Consider the following 17,664-nt stretch of genomic DNA (forward strand, 5'->3'; position numbering starts at 1 on the left):
CGGAACGGTAGTCCTGAAAGAAGGTTCTCAATGCGCCGCGGCATTGGCGTCGGCGTCTGCGAGCACGAGCTCGCCGCGCAGCGAGTGCGGATAAGCATGGCCGATGCGCACGTCGATCATTTGCCCGATGAGGCGCGCGTGCACCGCGGGCGGCGCCGGAAAATTCACGACGCGATTGTTCGCCGTGCGTCCGGCGAGCTCGGTCGGATCCTTGCGCGACGGCCCTTCGACGAGAATGCGCTCGATGCCGCCCACCATCGACTGGCTGATCCGCGCGGCGTTGGCGTCGATCGTCGCCTGCAGGTGTTGCAGGCGCTTCAGCTTCACTTCGCGCGGCGTATCGTCGTGCAGGTTCGCGGCCGGCGTGCCGGGGCGCGGGCTATAGATGAACGAAAAGCTCGTGTCGTAATTCATCTCGTCGACGAGCGCCATGGTCTTGGCGAAATCGGCTTCGGTCTCGCCCGGAAAGCCGACGATGATGTCGGTCGAGAGCGACAGGTCCGAGCGGATGGCGCGCAGCCGGCGGATCACCGATTTGTACTCGAGCACCGTGTAGCCGCGCTTCATCGCCATGAGGATGCGGTCGGAGCCGTGCTGCACCGGCAAGTGCAGGTGCGAAACGAGCTTGTCGACCTTCGAGTAGGTGTCGATGAGGCGCTGCGTGAACTCTTTGGGGTGCGAGGTCGTGTAGCGAATCCGCTCGATGCCGGGCATGTCGGCGACATATTCGATCAGCGTGGGGAAGTCGGCGATCTCCGAGGAGCCCGCCGTGAGCGGTCCGCGGTACGCGTTGACGTTCTGGCCGAGCAGCGTCACTTCACGCACGCCCTGGTCGGCGAGGCCGGCGATTTCAGTCAGCACGTCGTCGAGCGGGCGCGACACTTCCTCGCCGCGCGTGTACGGCACGACGCAGTAGCTGCAGTACTTGCTGCAGCCTTCCATGATGGAGACGAACGCGCTCGGACCTTCGACGCGCGCGGGCGGCAGATTGTCGAACTTCTCGATCTCGGGAAACGAAATGTCGACTTGCGCCCGCCCTGTCGCGCGGCGCGCGCCGATCATCTGCGGCAGGCGATGCAGCGTCTGCGGGCCGAAGACGAGATCGACATAGGGCGCGCGCGCGACGATGGCCGCGCCTTCCTGGCTCGCGACGCAGCCGCCGACGCCGATCAGCAGATCGGGGTTCGCTTCCTTGAGCTCGCGCACGCGGCCCAGATCCGAGAAGACCTTTTCCTGCGCTTTTTCACGCACCGAGCACGTGTTGAAGAGGATGACATCGGCCTCTTCGGGCGTATCCGTCTTGACGAGGCCCTCCGCCTGCCCGAGCACGTCGACCATCTTGTCGGAGTCGTACTCGTTCATCTGGCAGCCGAAGGTCTTTACATACACTTTTTTGGTCATGAAGTCGCCGATCGCAGTGGTTGACCTGGGGGCGGTGAAATTCGAGATAAAAAAGGGCGCGATGCCGGTCGACAGGACCGGCAGGCCACGCTCCGCATAGCCCTGAATTATAGCCCTTCGGGTTGCCGGCCTCGGCTCGGGGAGCGTGCGTCCGGCACGTCGAGTTCTGGGCTCGCCGCGGCGAGCCCCGGCAGCTCGACCCAGTGCCGCTCCACGTGAGCGAAACGCTCGATGAGGAAATCGAGCAGCGCGCGCACGCGCGGCGGCCGATAGCGGTTCCCGTGGAAGAGGGCCGTGAGCGGTGTATCGCTCGCGTGGCGCCATTCGGGCAGGACGACTTGCAAGCGGCCCGCGCGCAGGTCCGCGTCGATGTCCCAGAGCGACTTCAGCGCGATGCCATAGCCGCCGATCGCCCACGTCCGCGTCACGGCGCCGTCGTTCGTTTCGCGCGAGGCTTCGAGCGGCACCGTGTAACTCTCCGATTGCGCGCCGCGCACGAAAGTCCATTCGTTGAGCGGTCCCGACGCGATCACGAGCACGATGCAATGAAAGCGCGCCAGGTCCGCCGGCGAGGCCGGCGTGCCGTGCCGCGCAAGATACTCGGGCGAGGCGACGAGCACCCGTCGGTTCGTGGCGAGCCGCCGCGCCACCAGCGAAGAATCCTCGCGCGGCGTGCCGAACCGGATCGCGATGTCGATGTCGTCCTGGAGCAGGTTCGAAACGGAATCGGCAAGCGAAAGCGCGAACGTGACATCAGGGTAAAGCGCGTTGAACTCGTCGAGCCACCCTATCAGCATGTTGCGCCCGAAGTCGGACGTCGTCGATACGCGGATTTTGCCGCGCACGACGTTGCGTCCGGCCTGCAAGGCGGCCTCGGCGTCGTCGAGCGCCTGCAGCGCCTGCGTCGCATGGCGCAGATAGATCCGGCCCTCGTCCGTCAACCTCAATTGGCGCGTCGTCCGCTCGAACAGGCGCGTGCAAAGCGCCGCCTCCAGCTTCGCGAGACGCGCGCTCGCGGCCGCCGGCGTCAGCCCGAGCCGCCTGCCGGCCGCCGTAATGCTGCCCGCTTGCGCCGCTTCGACGAAAAGCCGGATGTCGCCGAGCCGATCCATCGGTTGTTTATTCCAAGAAAATTGAGAATGATTCAAACGATAGGCCAATTATCAAATTCCCGCAGCCTCGCGACAATGGCGCGGTCTCGAACTCTTGGTTTCGATTAGCCATGCCTCTTCCTCTCATTGCGCTTGCATTGAGCGCATTCGCCATCGGCACGACGGAGTTCGTGATCATGGGGCTGCTGCCCGAAGTCGCCCGTGATCTCGCCGTGTCGATTCCGTCCGCCGGGTTGCTCGTCTCCGGTTACGCGCTCGGCGTGGCGGTCGGCGCGCCGCTCGTCGCCGTGCTGACCAGCAAGATGCCGCGCAAAGCCTCGTTGCAGCTCCTGATGGCGATTTTCGTGATCGGCAACATCCTTTGCGCGATCGCGGGCGACTACCGGATGCTGATGATCGCGCGCGTAGTGACGTCGTTCGCGCACGGATCGTTCTTCGGCATCGGCGCCGTCGTCGCGGCTTCGCTCGTGCCGCGCGAGAAGCAGGCAAGCGCCATCGCGCTCATGTTCACGGGGCTCACGCTCGCGAACGTGCTCGGCGTGCCGTTCGGCACGTTCGTCGGCCAGAACTTCGGCTGGCGCGTGTCGTTCTGGATCGTGGCGGGGCTTGGCGTCCTCTCCTTCGCCGGCATCGCCGCGCTCGTGCCGAATCGGCACGACGCGGGGCCCGTCGGCCTCGCTCGCGAAGTGCGCGTGCTGAAGGAGCCGCAGGTCTGGTTCGCGCTTGCCATGACCGTGCTCGGGTTCGGCGGTGTATTCGTCGTCTTCACGTACATTGCGCCGATTCTCGAGCAGGTGACCGGCTTTGCGCCGCACACCGTGACGTTGATCCTCGTGCTGTTCGGTGCGGGGCTGACGGTCGGCAATGTCGTCGGCGGCAAGCTCGCCGATCGCGCGCTGATGCCCTCGCTGATGGCGATTCTCGTCGCGCTCGCGGCCGTCATGGCCATCTTCGCGAAGACGAGCCATCTGCCGCTGCCCGCCGCCGTCACCGTATTCGTCTGGGGCGTTATGGCTTTCGCGACCGTGCCGCCGCTGCAGATGCGCGTCGTCGAGAAGGCGCGGCACGCGCCCAATCTGGCGTCGACGCTGAACATCGGCGCGTTCAATGTCGGCAATGCCGGAGGTGCCTGGCTAGGCGGGCTCGCGCTCACGCATGGGCTCGAACTCGCGGCGCTGCCGTGGGTGGCCGTCGCCGTGACTTTTGCCGCGCTTCTCGTCACGGTGGTGGCGGCACGGATGGATCGCCGGCGCGTGGCGGAGCCGCGCCGGGCGACCGAGCAGGTCTGCTGAGTCGCAGTGGTTGCCGCACAACCCGGAGCGTGTGTTCGATTACTGCCGCAGCGGGCGCCGCCCGGTGCCCCCGGCTGGCGGCGATGGCGCCGGCCAGCAACGCCCGGGGCGGCCGACCTCGCGCGGCGTCAATGCATGTGCATATAGACCCACGATGCCATCGCTCCGCCCGCGAGCGGCCCGCACACAGGGATCCACGCATAGCGCCAGTCGCTCCCGCGCTTGCCGGGAATCGGCAGCAGCGCATGCATGAGGCGCGGCGCCAGATCGCGCGCCGGACTCATCGCGTAGCCGGTCGGCCCGCCCAGCGAGATGCCGATGCCGAGCACGAGCAGGCCGACGGGCAGTGCGTCGAGCGCGCCGAGCCCCACCTGCGGCGAGGCAAGATAGAGCACGCCGAGAATCAGCACGAACGTGCAGATCATTTCGGTCACGACGTTGTGCGGCACGCTGCGGATTGCCGGCGCGGTGCAGAAGCAGGCGAGCTTGACGTCGGGATCGTCCGTCTTCGAAAAGTGTTGCCGGTAGGCGAGCCAGACCAGGAAGGCGCCCGCCATCCCGCCGAGCATCTGCGCCGCCACGTAGCCGGGCACCTTGCTCCAGGCGAATTTGCCGGCGAGCGCGAGACTCACGGTGACGACCGGGTTCAGGTGAGCGCCGCTGAACGAAGCCGTGACGTACACGGCAACGAACACGGCCATTGCCCAGCCCCAGACGATGACGATGAGATCGGCGCCCTTGCCCTTCGTGCGCGCGAGCAACACATTGGCAACGGCGCCGTTGCCGAGCAGCACGAGCAGCGCCGTGCCGACGAATTCAGCAATGAGAGGTGACATGTTTGTCTCCGGAATGGCATTCGTTGGTATCGAGTCGCGGGTTGGGGCGATGCCGCCCGCGCTTGCTTTTTTGTCGTTCGGATCGGCTTCTCTTCGCTCGCACGGCCCATGCGATCGATGAGTGGGTCTCGGCCGTCCGCCGGCGCGACTCAGGTGGCGTCCGCCCAGGCTTTCGCGGCCGCCACCGCGCGCTGCCAGCCGGCCAGACACTCGCGCGCCGCTCCTCGCTCCATCGTCGGCGAGAAACGTTTGTCGAGCTGCCACTGGCTCTCGAGCTCGCCGATGTCTTTCCAGTACCCGACTGCCAGCCCGGCGAGATAGGCGGCGCCGAGCGCCGTCGTCTCGCTGATGCGCGGGCGCACGGCCGCCACGCCGAGCAAGTCGGCCTGAAACTGCATGAGCAGATCGTTCGCGCAGGCACCGCCGTCGACACGCAACTCGCCCACGCGGATACCCGAATCGGCTTGCATGGCCGTCAGCACGTCGACTGACTGGTAGGCGATCGAATCGAGCGCCGCGCGCGCGAGGTGTGCGCTCGTCGTGCCGCGCGTTACGCCGAACACCGTGCCGCGCGCTCGCGGGTTCCAATGAGGCGCGCCGAGGCCGGCGAAGGCCGGCACCAGGTAGACGCCGTCGCAATGCGGCACGCTCGCGGCGAGCGCTTCCACTTCGCTCGCCGACTTGATGATGCCGAGTCCGTCGCGTAGCCACTGAACCACGGCGCCCGCGATGAAGATGCTGCCTTCGAGTGCGTAGTCGACACGATCGCCGATCTTCCAGGCGAGCGTGGTAACGAGGTTGTTCTTCGATTCGATCGGCTTCGCGCCCGTGTTCATGACGAGAAAGCAGCCGGTGCCGTAAGTGTTCTTCACCATGCCCGACTTCGTGCACATTTGCCCGAAGAGGGCGGCGTGCTGATCGCCCGCGATGCCCGCGAGCGGAATCTTCGAGGCGAAGACGGTCGTCACTGTCGGCCCGTAGACCTCGGACGAGGACCGCACTTCGGGCAGCATGCTGCGCGGGATATCGAGCGCTTCGAGCAGGTCGCCATCCCATTGCAGCGTATGGATATTGAAGAGCATCGTGCGCGAGGCGTTCGTCACGTCGGTGATGTGCAGCGCCTGCTTCGTGAAGTTCCAGACGAGCCAGCTGTCCACGGTGCCGAATGCGAGCTTGCCTTGCTTGGCTTTTTCGCGCGCGCCCTCGACGTTATCGAGAATCCAGCGGATTTTCGTCGCCGAAAAGTAGGCGTCGATCGGCAACCCGGTCTTCGCGCGGACCTCGGCCTCCAGCCCTTGTGCTTTGAGTGCGTCGCAGAGCTCGGCCGTGCGGCGGTCCTGCCAGACGATCGCGTTGTAGATGGGCTGGCCCGTCTCGCGATCCCAGACGATCGTCGTCTCGCGCTGATTCGTGATGCCGATCGCGGCGATCGAGCCGCCGTTCAAGCCCGCGCGCGTGACGGCTTCGGCCGCGACGCCGGCCTGCGTCGACCAGATCTCCTGCGGATCGTGCTCGACCCAGCCGGGCCGGGGGTAAATCTGCGTGAACTCCTTTTGGGCGACGGAGACGATATTGCCCATTCGGTCGAAGACCATCGCGCGCGAACTGGTCGTGCCTTGATCGAGCGCAAGAATGTATTGGTCCTGCATTGTCTGCCCTCCATGTGATTGTCGTCATTCGCCGCGGCCCGCGTGCGGCGTGTGTTTGCTCCGGCCGCGCTTTGCGCGCCGCCGGTTACTGCGGAAAAACGGAAGCCCGCGAAGCGCTCTCGAGCGACCGGGATTGGGTGAACCACGAGTCGATCCGCGATCGCACCTGGTCCAGCGTGCCCGGCGCGAGATGAAGACCGAGCTTCGAACGGCGCCACAGCACGTCGTCGGCGCAGCGCGCCCACTCCGTGCCGCTCAGATAGGCCAGTTCGCGTTCGTACAGCCCGGGTGCCAGCTCGGCCCCGAGATCGGAGACCGAGCGCGCCTCGCCGATCATGCGCTCGGCCCGGGTGCCGTAAGCTCGCGCATAGCGGTGCGCAAGCTCCGCCGGAAGCCAAGGATGCCCGCTCGCGAAGCGTGCTGCAAACCGATCGAATTGCCCGTTCGCGATGTCGCCGCCCGGTAGCGCCGCACCCGCCGTCCATCCGGGCGCGCGGTGGTCGAGCGCCTCGCCGAGGAGGTCCACGGCCTCTTCGGCGAGCTTGCGAAACGTCGTGATCTTGCCCCCGAAGACCGACAACAGAGGGGCGTCTGATCCGCTCGCGTTCGTGCCGGTATCGAGTTCGAGCCGGTAGTCGCGCGTGACGGCCGACGGGTCGGCGGCGCCTTCCTCCTCGAGGAGCGGTCGCACGCCCGAGTAGCTCCAGCAGACGTCGGCCGGTGCGACCTTGCGCTTGAAGTAGCGATTGATCGATTCGCAGAGGTAGCGTATCTCCGCGTCGTCGATCGCGACTCGGGCTGGATCGTCGTGATACTCGACGTCGGTCGTGCCGATCAGCGTGAACTCCCGCTCGTACGGGATCGCGAAGATGATCCGCTTGTCGGGGTTTTGAAAGATGTACGCGTGATCGTGCTCGAAGAGGCGCCGCGTCACGATATGACTGCCTTTGACCAGTCGCACGGTATGCTGTGCGCCGCGCCCTAGCGCCTCGTGCAGGAGCTGGCCGACCCACGGCCCCGCCGCGTTCGCGAGTGCGCGGGCACGGACGGCCAGCCGCGTGCCGTCGGCGCGCTCGAGCTCGGCTTGCCATTCGCCTCCGGCACGGACGGCTCTGACCAGCTTCGTGCGGGTTTCAATCGCGGCCCCGCGTTCGCTCGCATCGAGCGCGTTCAGCACGACAAGCCGCGCGTCGTCGACCCAGCCGTCGGAGTAGACGAACCCGCGTTCGATCGAATCGACGAGCGGCGCTCCGGCCGGATGACGGCGCATGACGATGCCGCGCGAGCCCGGCAGCAGCTCGCGCCGCGCGAGGTGGTCGTAGAGGAAAAGCCCGGCGCGAATCAGCCACGCCGGACGCAGATTCGGCATATGCGGCATCACGAAGCGCAGCGGGCGGATGATGTGCGGTGCGGCGCGCAATAGTGTCTCGCGCTCCTTCAACGCTTTCCGAACGAGCGAAAACTCCTTGTATTCGAGGTAGCGCAGCCCGCCGTGAATAAGCTTTGTGCTCGACGACGAGGTATGCGCGGCGAGATCGTCCTGTTCGACGAGCAGCACGGCGAGCCCGCGCCCCGCGGCGTCTCGCGCGATTCCCGCTCCGTTGATGCCGCCGCCGACGACGAGCAGATCGTATCGCGCCCCTTCCCTCAGTTCTGTCACTCGCTCACCTCTTTGCCTGGCCATCTGCATGGCCGCGATTCGCCGGTATTGGAAAGCGTAGCGAACGCGTCATGTTCGTTTTCGAAATCTATCGAACATTTTCGAAAAAGTAAAGCAAATGACTCGTGCGCCGCAGGTTTGAGCGGCGCGCATGCCGTCAGCGCGCGAGGGTGTGTGCGGCGCTACTATGACGAAAACTGCGAAGAGGTGGACGATGCGAGGATTCGGATGGTGCGGTGTGGTGCTGGCGGTCGTGCTCGCTACGGGATGCGCGGCGGGCGTGGCCGGATTCGGCGCGCCGCCGCTCTCGGCGCTGCAGGCGCAATGCGGCGGCTTGCAGGCGGACTACGGTGCGGATGCGCCGGCCGTCTATTCGGCGCTGCTCGACGCCTATGTCGGCTATCGGCACCGCCGCGTGACACAGGCCGACTTTTGCGCGTTTCAAAACTCCATTGCCGAGCGGCATGCGGCGCTGGTCGCGGGCGGTTCGGATGCCCGGCCCGCCTGGGCGGAATTTTTCAACGAGGCGCGCGTGAAGGCGATCAATTGGCGCGCGGCCGTGGATCCGTCGCTGCGCGGAGGCTAGGGGTGAACTGAAGGGCGCGGGGGGAGCGGTTCCACCCGAATCCGAGCGCGCCGCATCGCGGCGAGCGCGCTACCGGCCTGAGCAGACCACGGGATCGGGCCTATGATGGCGCCGCACGTAAGCCCGCCTTTCGGCGCGGTGCGCCGCAAGGCTTCGAAAGCGGGTGAAACCGGTGGAACCTACGACAGGCGTTTGATTGCTTTGACCGCAGAATCGCCCGATTCGGTCAGGCGCAATTCGCGGTGGCCCGAGGCGAGGCTCTCGAGACGCACGAGTTGATGCTCGAGGAGTGCATCGAGTTCTTCTCGGTCCATATCGACTTGGTTCGGGGCATCCTTCACGAGTAGCAACGTAGCGAATTCATGCGGACTCAGCATTTCGTTCTCTCCATGCATGGGCAATCGAATTGCCGCGGCGGCCGCGTTTGCGGTTACCGTCGAACTCAACCTTGGCGGAAGAGGGAGACATCGCGGCGCTTGAACGCGGTCATGCGCCGGGGAACTGCAGTGTAGTCAAGGGGAGTGCCTTATCCAAATCGTCCCCTGATAATTTTCCGTTTGACAATTGATCGGGGCCAAAGCGGTCTGCCGTCCGTGGCGATTTCGCGAAAGTACTTCAAGTTTCGCGTGCGCCGCAGCATGATAAGCGGAGGCGCGCGCCGCTCACTGCGGCTCGGCGATATATACCTGGGTGCCGGCGGCTTTGATCGCCTCGTCCATTTCCGGCGGGACCGGCCCATCGGTGAAAAGTGCGTCGACCTGGTTCAGGTGACCCTGCCGGACGAGCGCGGGGCGGCCGAATTTCGAGTGGTCGGCGGCCAGGAATACCGTGCGCGCGTGTTCGATGATGGCCTCGGCCACGCGAACCTCGCGCGTGTCGAAATCGCGCAGCGTCCCATCGGTCTCGATGCTCGAGGTGCCGATGATCGCGAAGTCGACCTTGAACTGGCGAATGAAATCGATGGCGAGCTCGCCGACGATCCCCTTGTCCCAGGGTCTCACGATGCCTCCGGTGACGAGCACCTCGCATTCCGGGTAGCCGCTCATCATGTTGGCGACGTTGAGGTTGTTCGTGATGACGCGCAATCCGCGGTGACGGTTCAGTGCGCGCGCGACTTCCTCGGTGGTCGTGCCGAGGTTGATGAAAAGCGATGCCTGATCGGGGATATGGGTGGCGACGAGCGCTGCGATGCGGCGCTTTTCGTCATGGAACATTCGCTGACGGGCCGTGTAGGAGACGTTTTCCGAGCTCGTCGGCAGGCTTGCGCCGCCGTGGTAGCGGCGCAAGAGATTCATGTCCGCGAGCCAGTTGACGTCGCGGCGAATCGTCTGCGGCGTCACATCGAAATGCGAGGCTAGATCCTCCACGGTGACGAAGCCGTCGCGCTGGACCCATTCGAGCAGTTCCTGTTGGCGCGCATTGAGGCTCAGGCGGGGGTCTCGGGTCATGGTGGGCGGCGTTCGCATTGGGCAAATTGAGGTGCGTATTGTAAGACGAGCGCGTTCCAGGGCGAGCGTCAAAGGGCGAGCGTCAAAGGGCGAGCGCGCGGGGCGACGCTGCGCTCTCTCTTTCGTAATACGCCGAAAGACGTATGCACCCATCGCCGGCCGATCGAGGTGATCAGGGCCGGAACCGGCGATACGCTTCGGCGGTCATTGGAGTGTGCCGAAGCACTTTCGTCCAACTCCGGCTAACATGCCGGCATAAGGTTTAATTAACTGAAGCGCCGCATTGGATTTCCTGCACGCATAGGCGGGCCCGAGGCTTGCCTGAAATACGTCTTGGGAAATCTCTCGATTGGGTATTCGCGCGAGTTGACCGGCGCGCGGCGGACCCCATGGGACGCGGCTTTGGGAGCTCAATGCAATGACGTATACGGACTCCACGCATGTGATGCCCTGGCGCATCGAGGACATCGATTTGACCCGGATCGACCGCCAACGCGCGGCCGCGAACGAAGACTTGCTGCTGCTTTTGTGCGCGGCTTCGTTCATTGAAAGCGGTTCCGATCTGTACACGAGCAACCTCACGTCCTACTTCGACGACGATCCGGAAGTCTCGGCCTGGCTCAACCATCAGTGGGAGCCCGAGGAGCTGCAGCACGGGCGCGCCCTCAAGGCCTACATCGCGTACGTTTGGCCCGAATTCGACTGGGACACTGCCTTTCGCAACTTCTTCGACGAATACTCGCGGACCTGCTCGGTCGAAGAGTTCGAGAAGACGCGCGCGCTCGAGATGGTGGCGCGCTGCGTCGTCGAGACGGGCACGGCCACGCTTTACCGCGCGATCAACGAGTGCTCGGATGAGCCTGTGCTGAAGGAGATCACCGACAACATCCGGACCGACGAAGTCCGCCATTACAAGCACTTCTTCAAATACTTCAAGAAGTACAACAAGGTCGAAGGCAACGGCCGGCTGGCCGTCCTTGGCGCGTTGATGCGCCGTGTGATGGAGATCAAGAGCGAGGATTCCGAGATCGCATTGCGGCACGTTTTTGCGATCCGCTACCCCGAGCGCGTGCACGATACGGCTTACAACCGCGAGCGCGCCGCGCGCATCAACGCGCTCGTGCGTCGCAATCTGTCGGCTGAAATGTGTGTGAAGATGCTGCTGAAGCCGCTCGACCTTCCCGCGCGCATTCAGCCCGGCGTCCACTACCCGCTTGCGAAAATCACGCAGCATGTGTTTTTTCGATAGGGTGTCCGGAGCACGCAGATGAGCGATCCTTCCTCTCGAGCGCGTGCACTCGAGTCGCAAGTCTTCGACGAATGGCCGTCCGAGTTGCGCGCGTTGTTCGACGGGACGGCGCTCGCCCGTGAGACCGGCTTTACGGCATCGCTCGTGACGGTCGATGCGAACGGGCACCTGCGCACCTCGCTCCTGAGCCTCGGCGAGCTCTATGCGCCGGATGCGCGGACGCTTTCGTTTTCGCTATGGCCGGGTGCGCGCGCCGCACGCGCGCTGACCGAGCAGGCGACGAAGGGCTCTGCTCGCGCCGCGCTGACGTTCGTTCACGATTCGGCGTTTTATCAGGTGCAATTGAACGTCGACATCCTGCCCGACGACGGCGAGCTGGCTTGTTTTAAAGCGTCGATCGATACGGGGGAGCTGCAGCGCGTCGCCTATGCGCGGCTCACGGGCGGAATCGCTTTCGAGCTCGCCGACGAAAGCCGCAATGCCGTGCTCGACCGTTGGCGGAGCCAGGTCGATCGCCTGCGGCTCGCGGCGCAAAACCGACGAGCCGCGCGGGGAGCGAGCGGCGATTGATGGCGGTTGCGGTTAGTCGCCGCTGGCGGCTGAAGGCCGCGACCGGCCGCCGAGCAGTGCGCCAGGATTGCTTGCACGCTGGCCTCGTCCGCGTGGTTCCATCTCCTGCCTCTTATTGCGACCGTCGGGTTTGCGCGTATCGGTGCCCGGCGCTGCATTCGGGTTCCCGCTGCGAGCGGGGCCGCGACCATGCTTGTCGCTTTCGGCGCCGCGCTTTGCATCCGGCCGCTTGGCGTCCGGGCGCGTCGAATCGGGGCGCTTCGCATCAGCACGCTTCGGGTCCGCGCGCTTGGCGTCCGGGCGCGTCGAATCGGGGCGCGTCGCGTCAGCACGCTTCGGGTCCGAGCGCTTGGTGTCGCCCCGCTTTGCATCGACCCGCTTGGTATCGACACGGTTGGCATCGCTCGTCTGCCCGCCGCGAGTTTCGGCGCGCGGCGCGGCACGACCGCTTGCTGGCTCTTTCTCGCGCGCCGCCGGTTGCGGCCGGCTTTGGTCCGAGCGCGGCTGACGATTCGTGCCGCCTTGGTTGCGACGCGGCTGGATCGGCTCCGGTTTGGCGGTCGGATCGGGCTCGAAGCCTGGGATCACTTCCTGCGGCACCGCGCGCTTGATCAGCTTTTCGATGTCCTTCAGCAATTGCCGCTCGTCGACGCAAACGAGTGAAACCGCCTCGCCCGTGGCGCCTGCGCGGCCCGTGCGGCCGATCCGGTGCACATAGTCCTCGGGCACGTTCGGCAGATCGAAGTTGACGACGTGGGGAAGTTGATCGATATCGATGCCGCGCGCGGCGATATCCGTAGCGACGAGCACTTGCAGCGTGCCATCCTTGAATTCGGCAAGCGCACGGGTGCGCGCGGACTGGCTTTTGTTGCCGTGAATGGCGAGCGCGCTCACGCCATCCTTCGTCAACTGCTCGGCGAGTCGGTTCGCGCCGTGCTTCGTGCGCGTAAACACGAGGACCTGAAACCAGTTGCGCGTTTTGATTAGATGCGTGAGCAGCTCCCGCTTGCGTTCGCGATCGACGGGGTAGATCGTTTGCGTGACGAGCTCGGCCGTCGTATTACGGCGGGCCACCTCGATCAGCGCGGGCGCTTGGAGCAGACTGTCGGCCAGCGCCTTGATCTCGTCGGAGAACGTGGCAGAGAACAGCAGGTTCTGGCGCTTCTTCGGCAACTGAGCGAGCACGCGCTTGATGTCGTGAATGAAGCCCATGTCGAGCATGCGGTCGGCCTCGTCGAGCACGAGGATTTCGAGCCGCGACACGTCGATCGTCTTTTGCTGCATGTGATCGAGCAGCCGGCCGGGCGTCGCGACGACAAGATCGACGCCGCGCTTCAGCGCCTCGATCTGCGGATTGATGCCCACGCCGCCGAAGAGCACCGTCGACTTGAGCTTCAGGTATTTGCCATAGGCGCGTACGCTGGCTTCCACTTGCGCGGCCAGCTCGCGCGTCGGCGTGAGGATCAGTGCGCGCACCGGACGGGCCGCTCGCGCGCCGCTCTCGTGACCGGTGGACGAGCGGGAGAGACGCTCGAGGATCGGCAGCGTGAAGCCGGCCGTTTTGCCCGTGCCGGTCTGCGCGCCGGCGAGCAGATCGCCGCCTTCGAGAACGGCGGGAATCGCCTGCTTTTGTATTGGCGTCGGCGACGTGTAGCCGAGCTCATGAACGGCCCGTACTACTGGTTCGGACAGGCCGAGGGAATCGAATGACATAACGTTATCTTTACGAGAGGCGCGACGCGTGACTGACGCGTCATCGCCAAAAAGGCGAGGGCGCGGCCGCGGTTGCCCGCGTGGCCGCGCCCTCGCGCATCATGGGCTCAATCGAGCGGTGCGGAGCGCAGGTCGCTCACTTGTTGCGGCGAGACCGGCGTGCCGTGGTTGCCCCACGACATACGGATATACGTGACCACAGCCGCGACTTCCTGGTTCGACAGAGCCTGAGCGAACGGCGGCATGCCGTACGGCTTCGGATTGCCACCCGTGCTCGGCGGATAGCCGCCGTTCAGCACCATGCGGATCGGGTTCACGGCCGAAGGCATCTGGATCGACTGGTTGTTCGCGAGCGGCGGGTATGCCGGCGGCTTGCCGAGGCCGTTGTCGGCGTGGCACTTCGCGCAGTTGTCTTTGTAGATCTTCTGGCCCTGGTCGAGCAGCTCGCTGCCGAACTTCTGAGACGTCTCGTACTGCATCGTCTCGGGCGCTTCGCTCTTCTGCGGGATCGTCTTCAGGTACGTCGCCATCGCGCGGACATCGTCGTCCGACAGATACTGCAGGCTGTTGTGGACGACCTCGGCCATTGGCCCGAACACGGCGCCGCGCTCGGAGACACCGGTCTTGAGCAGGCTGGCGATGTCCTTGATGTCCCAATCGCCGAGACCCGCTTCCTTGTTCGACGTGAGCGACGGCGCATACCAGTTCTGCAGCGGGATCAGCCCGCCCGCGAATGCCGCCGAGTTGACCGGGCCGCCCATCATGTTGATCGACGTATGGCACATCGTGCAGTGCCCGAGACCCTCGACGAGGTAAGCGCCGCGGTTCCATTCGACCGATTTGGTCGGATCGTCCTTGTACTCGCCTTCACGGAAGAAGAGCGTGCGCCAGCCGATCAGCAGATTGCGGTTGTTGAACGGGAAGCGCAGCTCATGCGGGCGGCTCGGCACTTCCGCCGGCGGAACCGTGCGCAGGTACGCGTAGATCGCGTCGGAATCGGCGCGCGTCACCTTCGTGTAGCTCGCGAACGGGAACGCCGGATAGAGCAGGCTGCCGTCCTTCGAGCGGCCCGTGTGCAGGGCGCGATAGAAATCGTCGGCCGACCACTTGCCGATACCGTATTGATCGTCCGGGGTGATGTTGGGTGTGTAGAGCGTGCCGAACGGTGTCGCCATCGGCAGGCCGCCGGCGAATTGCTGGCCGCCGCGCACGGTGTGACAAGCGATACAGTCGCCGGCGCGGGCGAGGTATTCGCCGCGCTTGACGAGCGCGGCCTGATCGGCCGGCGTGGCCGCGACAGCCGCGCCGTTGTGCAGGTTATCGCCGCCCGACCAGAGGACGGAGCCGAGCGCCGCGGCCGCGACGACGACGGCCGTGAGGGCGAACAGGGACTTGCGTTTCATGTTTATGTCTCTCCTCGCGCTTATTGCGGTTCGCTGCCGCAGGCAAGCGGAGTCTTCATCGAGCGGGCCGGAGCCGGAACGGGGTTTTGGGGAGCGCGCTGCGTCGCGAGCCAGGCCGCGACGGCGTTGACGTCGTCGTCGGTCAGGCGCGTCGCGATTTCATGCATGCAGTCGGGCGCTTTCGCGTGACGCGTGCCCGAACGCCAGGCGCCCAGTTGCGCGCTGATGTAGTCCTGATGCAGACCGACGAGACCCGGGATGGCCGGCTCCATGCCCGTCAGCGCCTTGCCGTGGCAGGCCGCGCAGGCAGGGACGTTTTTCGACGGATCGCCGTTCAAGACGATCTGCTTGCCGCGCGCGAGCGTATCGGCCGAGACGGTCGGCTTCGACGGATCCGGGTAGGGCGGACGCTGCTTGGAGAAGTAATCCGCGATCTGGTGCAGGTAGTCGTCCGAAAGGTACGTGACGAGGTAGTTCATCGGCGGATACTTGCGCCGGCCCTCGCGGAAATTCTGGAGCTGGTTGAACAGGTACTCGGCCGGTTTGCCCGCCAGACGCGGGAAGTAGTCATTATCGGTGCCCTGCCCGTGACTGCCGTGGCACGCCGTGCAACCCTGCACGCGCTGTTCCATCGTATCGGGGGCTTGGGGCTGCGTCTGCGCTTGCGCACTGATCGAGAGACCGATACCGCCAATCAGCAGAAGGGCGAGTAGCGGGCGGAAAATGCGTCTTGAAGACACGCGTAACTCCATCGTTATTCGTGGGACCTGCCGGACTTCGATCGGCCCGGTGGTTCTCTGTGATTGGCTCGTGACTGCCGGATGTGGGCTCGGTGCCTACGGTGCGGGTCACCTTCCGGCCGGCGTGCTGCGGCGTTGCGACGCAGCATTCTAACATCGATGCCGGTCACGAGCTATTCGTTGCGCATGGCCGCGATCGCGCACGACGCGTTCCCGCGACAATTTGCCGCGTCGGAGCCGTGCGCAGGGCTCATGCGGGATGGGTTGAGGGCTGCCTGCGCATCGTATTGGTATCAAAGCCGATGCGTGCTTCATTCGCAATGGATCGTCCGTGAACTCACGTCGTCGGCCGAGGTCTGCCGACAGCGTACACTCTCGCCTGGCGCGCGAGGCGAGTGTCGCGGCATGCGCGACGCCTCCGCGCTTTTCGTCTTCCTGTCGTTTTTCTTTCGATTGGCCGCTCATGAAGCTTGTTCGTCAGTCCTCCCGCGTGCCCTGCGGCATGCTGTCGCATGCAGACGCCGTTCGCCTATCACCGACCTTCGCGGGGCGCGCCGACCGATGAATCTCGACGGATTGCTGATCGGGCAGGCCACGCTGGCCGCATTGATGAATATCGCTTTTGCGTTCGTCGTCGGCTCGGTGCTTTTCGAGCGGTGGCTGGCGGGGGATGGCGCCGGGGTGCGCAATGCGTCATCGCATTCGGCCTGGCATCGGGCACGCTCGTCCATCGTCGCCGCCGCGTTCGTCCTCGTGCTCGCCGACGGCGGCTGGCTGGTCTACGAGGCTGCCTCGATGAGCGGCGCGGGGTTGGTCGACGGCGTGGCCTACCTGCCCGACGTGCTCGTGAAGACGCACGTCGGCCACGCCTGGTGCGTGGCGTTCGGCGGGGCGGCCGTGCTCGTGGTCGCGGCTTGCATGTATCGCGGCGGGCCGCTCGGCCGATTCGCAATGGGGCTCGCGGCGCTGGCTTGCGCATCCGGTGCCGCGCTGCTCGGCCATGCGGCCGATGCGGGTGCGCTCTCGTTCGCGGCGGCGACGCAAGTCTTGCACGTGCTGTCGACGGCGGTGTGGGGCGGGCTCGTGTTGGCCGGCGGCTTCGTGGTCCTGCCCGCGCTCGACGCGTCGCCGACGCGCGGCGCCTTGATCCGCGTGGCCGGTTTTGTGTCGACGACTTCGCTCGTCGCGCTCGTCGTCGTCGCTGCGACCGGCCTCGTCAGCGCCGAGCGCGGCCTCGGCGGCACGCTCACCGCGCTGCGCACGAGCACCTGGGGCCATGTGTTGGCGCTCAAGGCCGCCCTCGTGTTATTCGCCATCGTGCTCGGCGGGCTCAACCGGATCTCGGTGTTGCCGCGCTTGCGCCGCTCCGCGTCGACGGCCGATGCGCACACGTTCAACAATGTGCTGCATCTCGAGGCGTTCGTGATACTGGGGGTGTTCATCGCGGCGGCGGTGCTTGCGCTTACGCCGCCTGCATGAAGCCGAAACCCGGCTGCGGCGGCGGTCGTCCACGATGGCGGCGCGGCGCCCGCCGGAAGGTTGCGGTCGCGCCTGCTTGGCGCCTATTCGTAACCCAGCTTGTGGCTCACGATCGGCGCGCAAAACAGCGCGATCGCGCAGCCGATGACTTTGCCTTCGAGCTCGGCGGTCGCTGCCGGTACGAGGTACGCATGCGAGAGCAGATCGACGATCTGCGGGGCGCAATAAAGAACGGCCGCGGCGATGCCGGCCTTGTCGACCAAAGCGACATGCCAGCCGCGGCGTACCGCAAACGCCGCGGCCAGCACGCGCAGCACGCCGAAGATCACGAGCGCGCCCACCGCCATTTGTTCCCGGATCAAATAGTCCGGCAGATACTCCGCCATGGCGGCCTCTCCCTGATTGGTCGTTTTGCGGTGACACTTTGCAAAACGCAGGCCAGGTCGGGTACCGCGGATGCGGAGGGGTGCGCTCGAAGGCGCGCTGCCTGATGGGGCGAGGCGTTGCGGGAAGACGCGCGATTCGC

16 protein-coding genes are annotated in these 17,664 nt (G+C 65.6%); 5 read left to right on the forward strand and 11 right to left on the reverse strand.

Annotation, left to right across the window (positions count from 1 at the left end):
* Positions 1-27 precede the first annotated feature (27 nt).
* Positions 28-1,401 carry a tRNA (N6-isopentenyl adenosine(37)-C2)-methylthiotransferase MiaB gene (gene miaB, locus AB4Y31_RS11670; protein WP_368674045.1) on the reverse strand — a complete coding sequence of 458 codons (1,374 nt, stop codon included), beginning with the start codon at positions 1,399-1,401 and terminating at the stop codon, positions 28-30.
* A gap of 107 nt (positions 1,402-1,508) precedes the next feature.
* A complete protein-coding gene (locus AB4Y31_RS11675; RefSeq protein WP_368674046.1) occupies positions 1,509-2,513 on the reverse strand; it encodes a LysR family transcriptional regulator in 1,005 nt (334 codons plus the stop codon).
* 110 nt (positions 2,514-2,623) lie between these two features.
* Here AB4Y31_RS11675 and AB4Y31_RS11680 point away from each other — a divergent pair, with 110 nt between their 5' ends.
* Positions 2,624-3,805 (forward strand): MFS transporter, encoded by a 1,182-nt coding sequence (locus AB4Y31_RS11680; RefSeq protein WP_368674047.1) that lies wholly within the window; start codon positions 2,624-2,626, stop codon positions 3,803-3,805.
* Positions 3,806-3,933: 128 nt separating this feature from the next.
* On the opposite strand, the gene AB4Y31_RS11685 is transcribed toward AB4Y31_RS11680, so the two are convergent.
* The 3 genes from AB4Y31_RS11685 to glpD form a co-directional block, all read right to left on the reverse strand.
* Positions 3,934-4,641 (reverse strand): MIP/aquaporin family protein, encoded by a 708-nt coding sequence (locus AB4Y31_RS11685; RefSeq protein WP_368674048.1) that lies wholly within the window; start codon positions 4,639-4,641, stop codon positions 3,934-3,936.
* Positions 4,642-4,790: 149 nt separating this feature from the next.
* On the reverse strand, positions 4,791-6,290 hold the full coding sequence (gene glpK / locus AB4Y31_RS11690; protein WP_368674049.1) for a glycerol kinase GlpK: 1,500 nt from the start codon (positions 6,288-6,290) through the stop codon (positions 4,791-4,793).
* An 85-nt stretch (positions 6,291-6,375) separates the two neighbouring features.
* Positions 6,376-7,941: a glycerol-3-phosphate dehydrogenase gene (gene glpD, locus AB4Y31_RS11695; RefSeq protein WP_368674491.1), complete on the reverse strand. Its 1,566-nt coding sequence runs from the start codon at positions 7,939-7,941 to the stop codon at positions 6,376-6,378.
* 223 nt (positions 7,942-8,164) lie between these two features.
* Between glpD and AB4Y31_RS11700 the strand changes: the two genes are divergently transcribed.
* Positions 8,165-8,536, forward strand: a complete 372-nt coding sequence (locus AB4Y31_RS11700; protein WP_368674492.1) for a hypothetical protein — start codon at positions 8,165-8,167, stop codon at positions 8,534-8,536.
* Between the two features lie 179 nt (positions 8,537-8,715).
* Here AB4Y31_RS11700 and AB4Y31_RS11705 read toward each other — a convergent pair whose 3' ends face one another.
* On the reverse strand, positions 8,716-8,913 hold the full coding sequence (locus tag AB4Y31_RS11705; RefSeq protein WP_026230241.1) for a hypothetical protein: 198 nt from the start codon (positions 8,911-8,913) through the stop codon (positions 8,716-8,718).
* Positions 8,914-9,198: 285 nt separating this feature from the next.
* Complete coding sequence (locus AB4Y31_RS11710; RefSeq protein ID WP_018443747.1) at positions 9,199-9,984, reverse strand: DeoR/GlpR family DNA-binding transcription regulator; 786 nt, start codon at positions 9,982-9,984, stop codon at positions 9,199-9,201.
* A gap of 418 nt (positions 9,985-10,402) precedes the next feature.
* Here AB4Y31_RS11710 and AB4Y31_RS11715 point away from each other — a divergent pair, with 418 nt between their 5' ends.
* The gene (locus AB4Y31_RS11715) at positions 10,403-11,233 is read left to right on the forward strand and encodes a ferritin-like domain-containing protein (RefSeq protein ID WP_018443748.1); all 831 of its coding nucleotides are present in this window, start codon (positions 10,403-10,405) and stop codon (positions 11,231-11,233) included.
* An 18-nt stretch (positions 11,234-11,251) separates the two neighbouring features.
* Positions 11,252-11,803: a hypothetical protein gene (locus AB4Y31_RS11720; RefSeq protein WP_368674050.1), complete on the forward strand. Its 552-nt coding sequence runs from the start codon at positions 11,252-11,254 to the stop codon at positions 11,801-11,803.
* Positions 11,804-11,815: 12 nt separating this feature from the next.
* Here AB4Y31_RS11720 and AB4Y31_RS11725 read toward each other — a convergent pair whose 3' ends face one another.
* The 3 genes from AB4Y31_RS11725 to AB4Y31_RS11735 form a co-directional block, all read right to left on the reverse strand.
* A complete protein-coding gene (locus tag AB4Y31_RS11725; protein WP_368674051.1) occupies positions 11,816-13,516 on the reverse strand; it encodes a DEAD/DEAH box helicase in 1,701 nt (566 codons plus the stop codon).
* A gap of 107 nt (positions 13,517-13,623) precedes the next feature.
* Positions 13,624-14,919: a cytochrome c gene (locus tag AB4Y31_RS11730; RefSeq protein ID WP_018443751.1), complete on the reverse strand. Its 1,296-nt coding sequence runs from the start codon at positions 14,917-14,919 to the stop codon at positions 13,624-13,626.
* Positions 14,920-14,939: 20 nt separating this feature from the next.
* Positions 14,940-15,671: a c-type cytochrome gene (locus tag AB4Y31_RS11735; RefSeq protein WP_107152747.1), complete on the reverse strand. Its 732-nt coding sequence runs from the start codon at positions 15,669-15,671 to the stop codon at positions 14,940-14,942.
* A 549-nt stretch (positions 15,672-16,220) separates the two neighbouring features.
* On the opposite strand from AB4Y31_RS11735, the gene AB4Y31_RS11740 reads away from it, so the two are divergent.
* Positions 16,221-17,138, forward strand: coding sequence for a copper resistance D family protein (locus tag AB4Y31_RS11740; protein WP_368674052.1), 918 nt, complete (start codon positions 16,221-16,223; stop codon positions 17,136-17,138).
* Between the two features lie 83 nt (positions 17,139-17,221).
* On the opposite strand, the gene AB4Y31_RS11745 is transcribed toward AB4Y31_RS11740, so the two are convergent.
* Positions 17,222-17,524, reverse strand: coding sequence for a hypothetical protein (locus AB4Y31_RS11745; protein WP_368674053.1), 303 nt, complete (start codon positions 17,522-17,524; stop codon positions 17,222-17,224).
* Positions 17,525-17,664 lie beyond the last annotated feature (140 nt).

It is taken from the genome of Trinickia sp. EG282A, assembly GCF_040965455.1.
In the GTDB taxonomy this organism is placed as follows: domain Bacteria; phylum Pseudomonadota; class Gammaproteobacteria; order Burkholderiales; family Burkholderiaceae; genus Trinickia; species Trinickia symbiotica.

Excerpts from the sequence above, each read along its gene's own strand:
- miaB (WP_368674045.1), bottom strand. The coding sequence starts at position 1,401 with ATGACCAAAAAAGTGTATGTAAAGACCTTCGGCTGCCAGATGAACGAG.
- AB4Y31_RS11675 (WP_368674046.1), bottom strand. The coding sequence starts at position 2,513 with ATGGATCGGCTCGGCGACATCCGGCTTTTCGTCGAAGCGGCGCAAGCG.
- AB4Y31_RS11680 (WP_368674047.1), top strand. The coding sequence starts at position 2,624 with ATGCCTCTTCCTCTCATTGCGCTTGCATTGAGCGCATTCGCCATCGGC.
- AB4Y31_RS11685 (WP_368674048.1), bottom strand. The coding sequence starts at position 4,641 with ATGTCACCTCTCATTGCTGAATTCGTCGGCACGGCGCTGCTCGTGCTG.
- glpK (WP_368674049.1), bottom strand. The coding sequence starts at position 6,290 with ATGCAGGACCAATACATTCTTGCGCTCGATCAAGGCACGACCAGTTCG.
- AB4Y31_RS11700 (WP_368674492.1), top strand. The coding sequence starts at position 8,165 with ATGCGAGGATTCGGATGGTGCGGTGTGGTGCTGGCGGTCGTGCTCGCT.
- AB4Y31_RS11705 (WP_026230241.1), bottom strand. The coding sequence starts at position 8,913 with ATGCTGAGTCCGCATGAATTCGCTACGTTGCTACTCGTGAAGGATGCC.
- AB4Y31_RS11710 (WP_018443747.1), bottom strand. The coding sequence starts at position 9,984 with ATGACCCGAGACCCCCGCCTGAGCCTCAATGCGCGCCAACAGGAACTG.
- AB4Y31_RS11715 (WP_018443748.1), top strand. The coding sequence starts at position 10,403 with ATGACGTATACGGACTCCACGCATGTGATGCCCTGGCGCATCGAGGAC.
- AB4Y31_RS11720 (WP_368674050.1), top strand. The coding sequence starts at position 11,252 with ATGAGCGATCCTTCCTCTCGAGCGCGTGCACTCGAGTCGCAAGTCTTC.
- AB4Y31_RS11725 (WP_368674051.1), bottom strand. The coding sequence starts at position 13,516 with ATGTCATTCGATTCCCTCGGCCTGTCCGAACCAGTAGTACGGGCCGTT.
- AB4Y31_RS11730 (WP_018443751.1), bottom strand. The coding sequence starts at position 14,919 with ATGAAACGCAAGTCCCTGTTCGCCCTCACGGCCGTCGTCGTCGCGGCC.
- AB4Y31_RS11735 (WP_107152747.1), bottom strand. The coding sequence starts at position 15,671 with ATGGAGTTACGCGTGTCTTCAAGACGCATTTTCCGCCCGCTACTCGCC.
- AB4Y31_RS11740 (WP_368674052.1), top strand. The coding sequence starts at position 16,221 with ATGAATCTCGACGGATTGCTGATCGGGCAGGCCACGCTGGCCGCATTG.
- AB4Y31_RS11745 (WP_368674053.1), bottom strand. The coding sequence starts at position 17,524 with ATGGCGGAGTATCTGCCGGACTATTTGATCCGGGAACAAATGGCGGTG.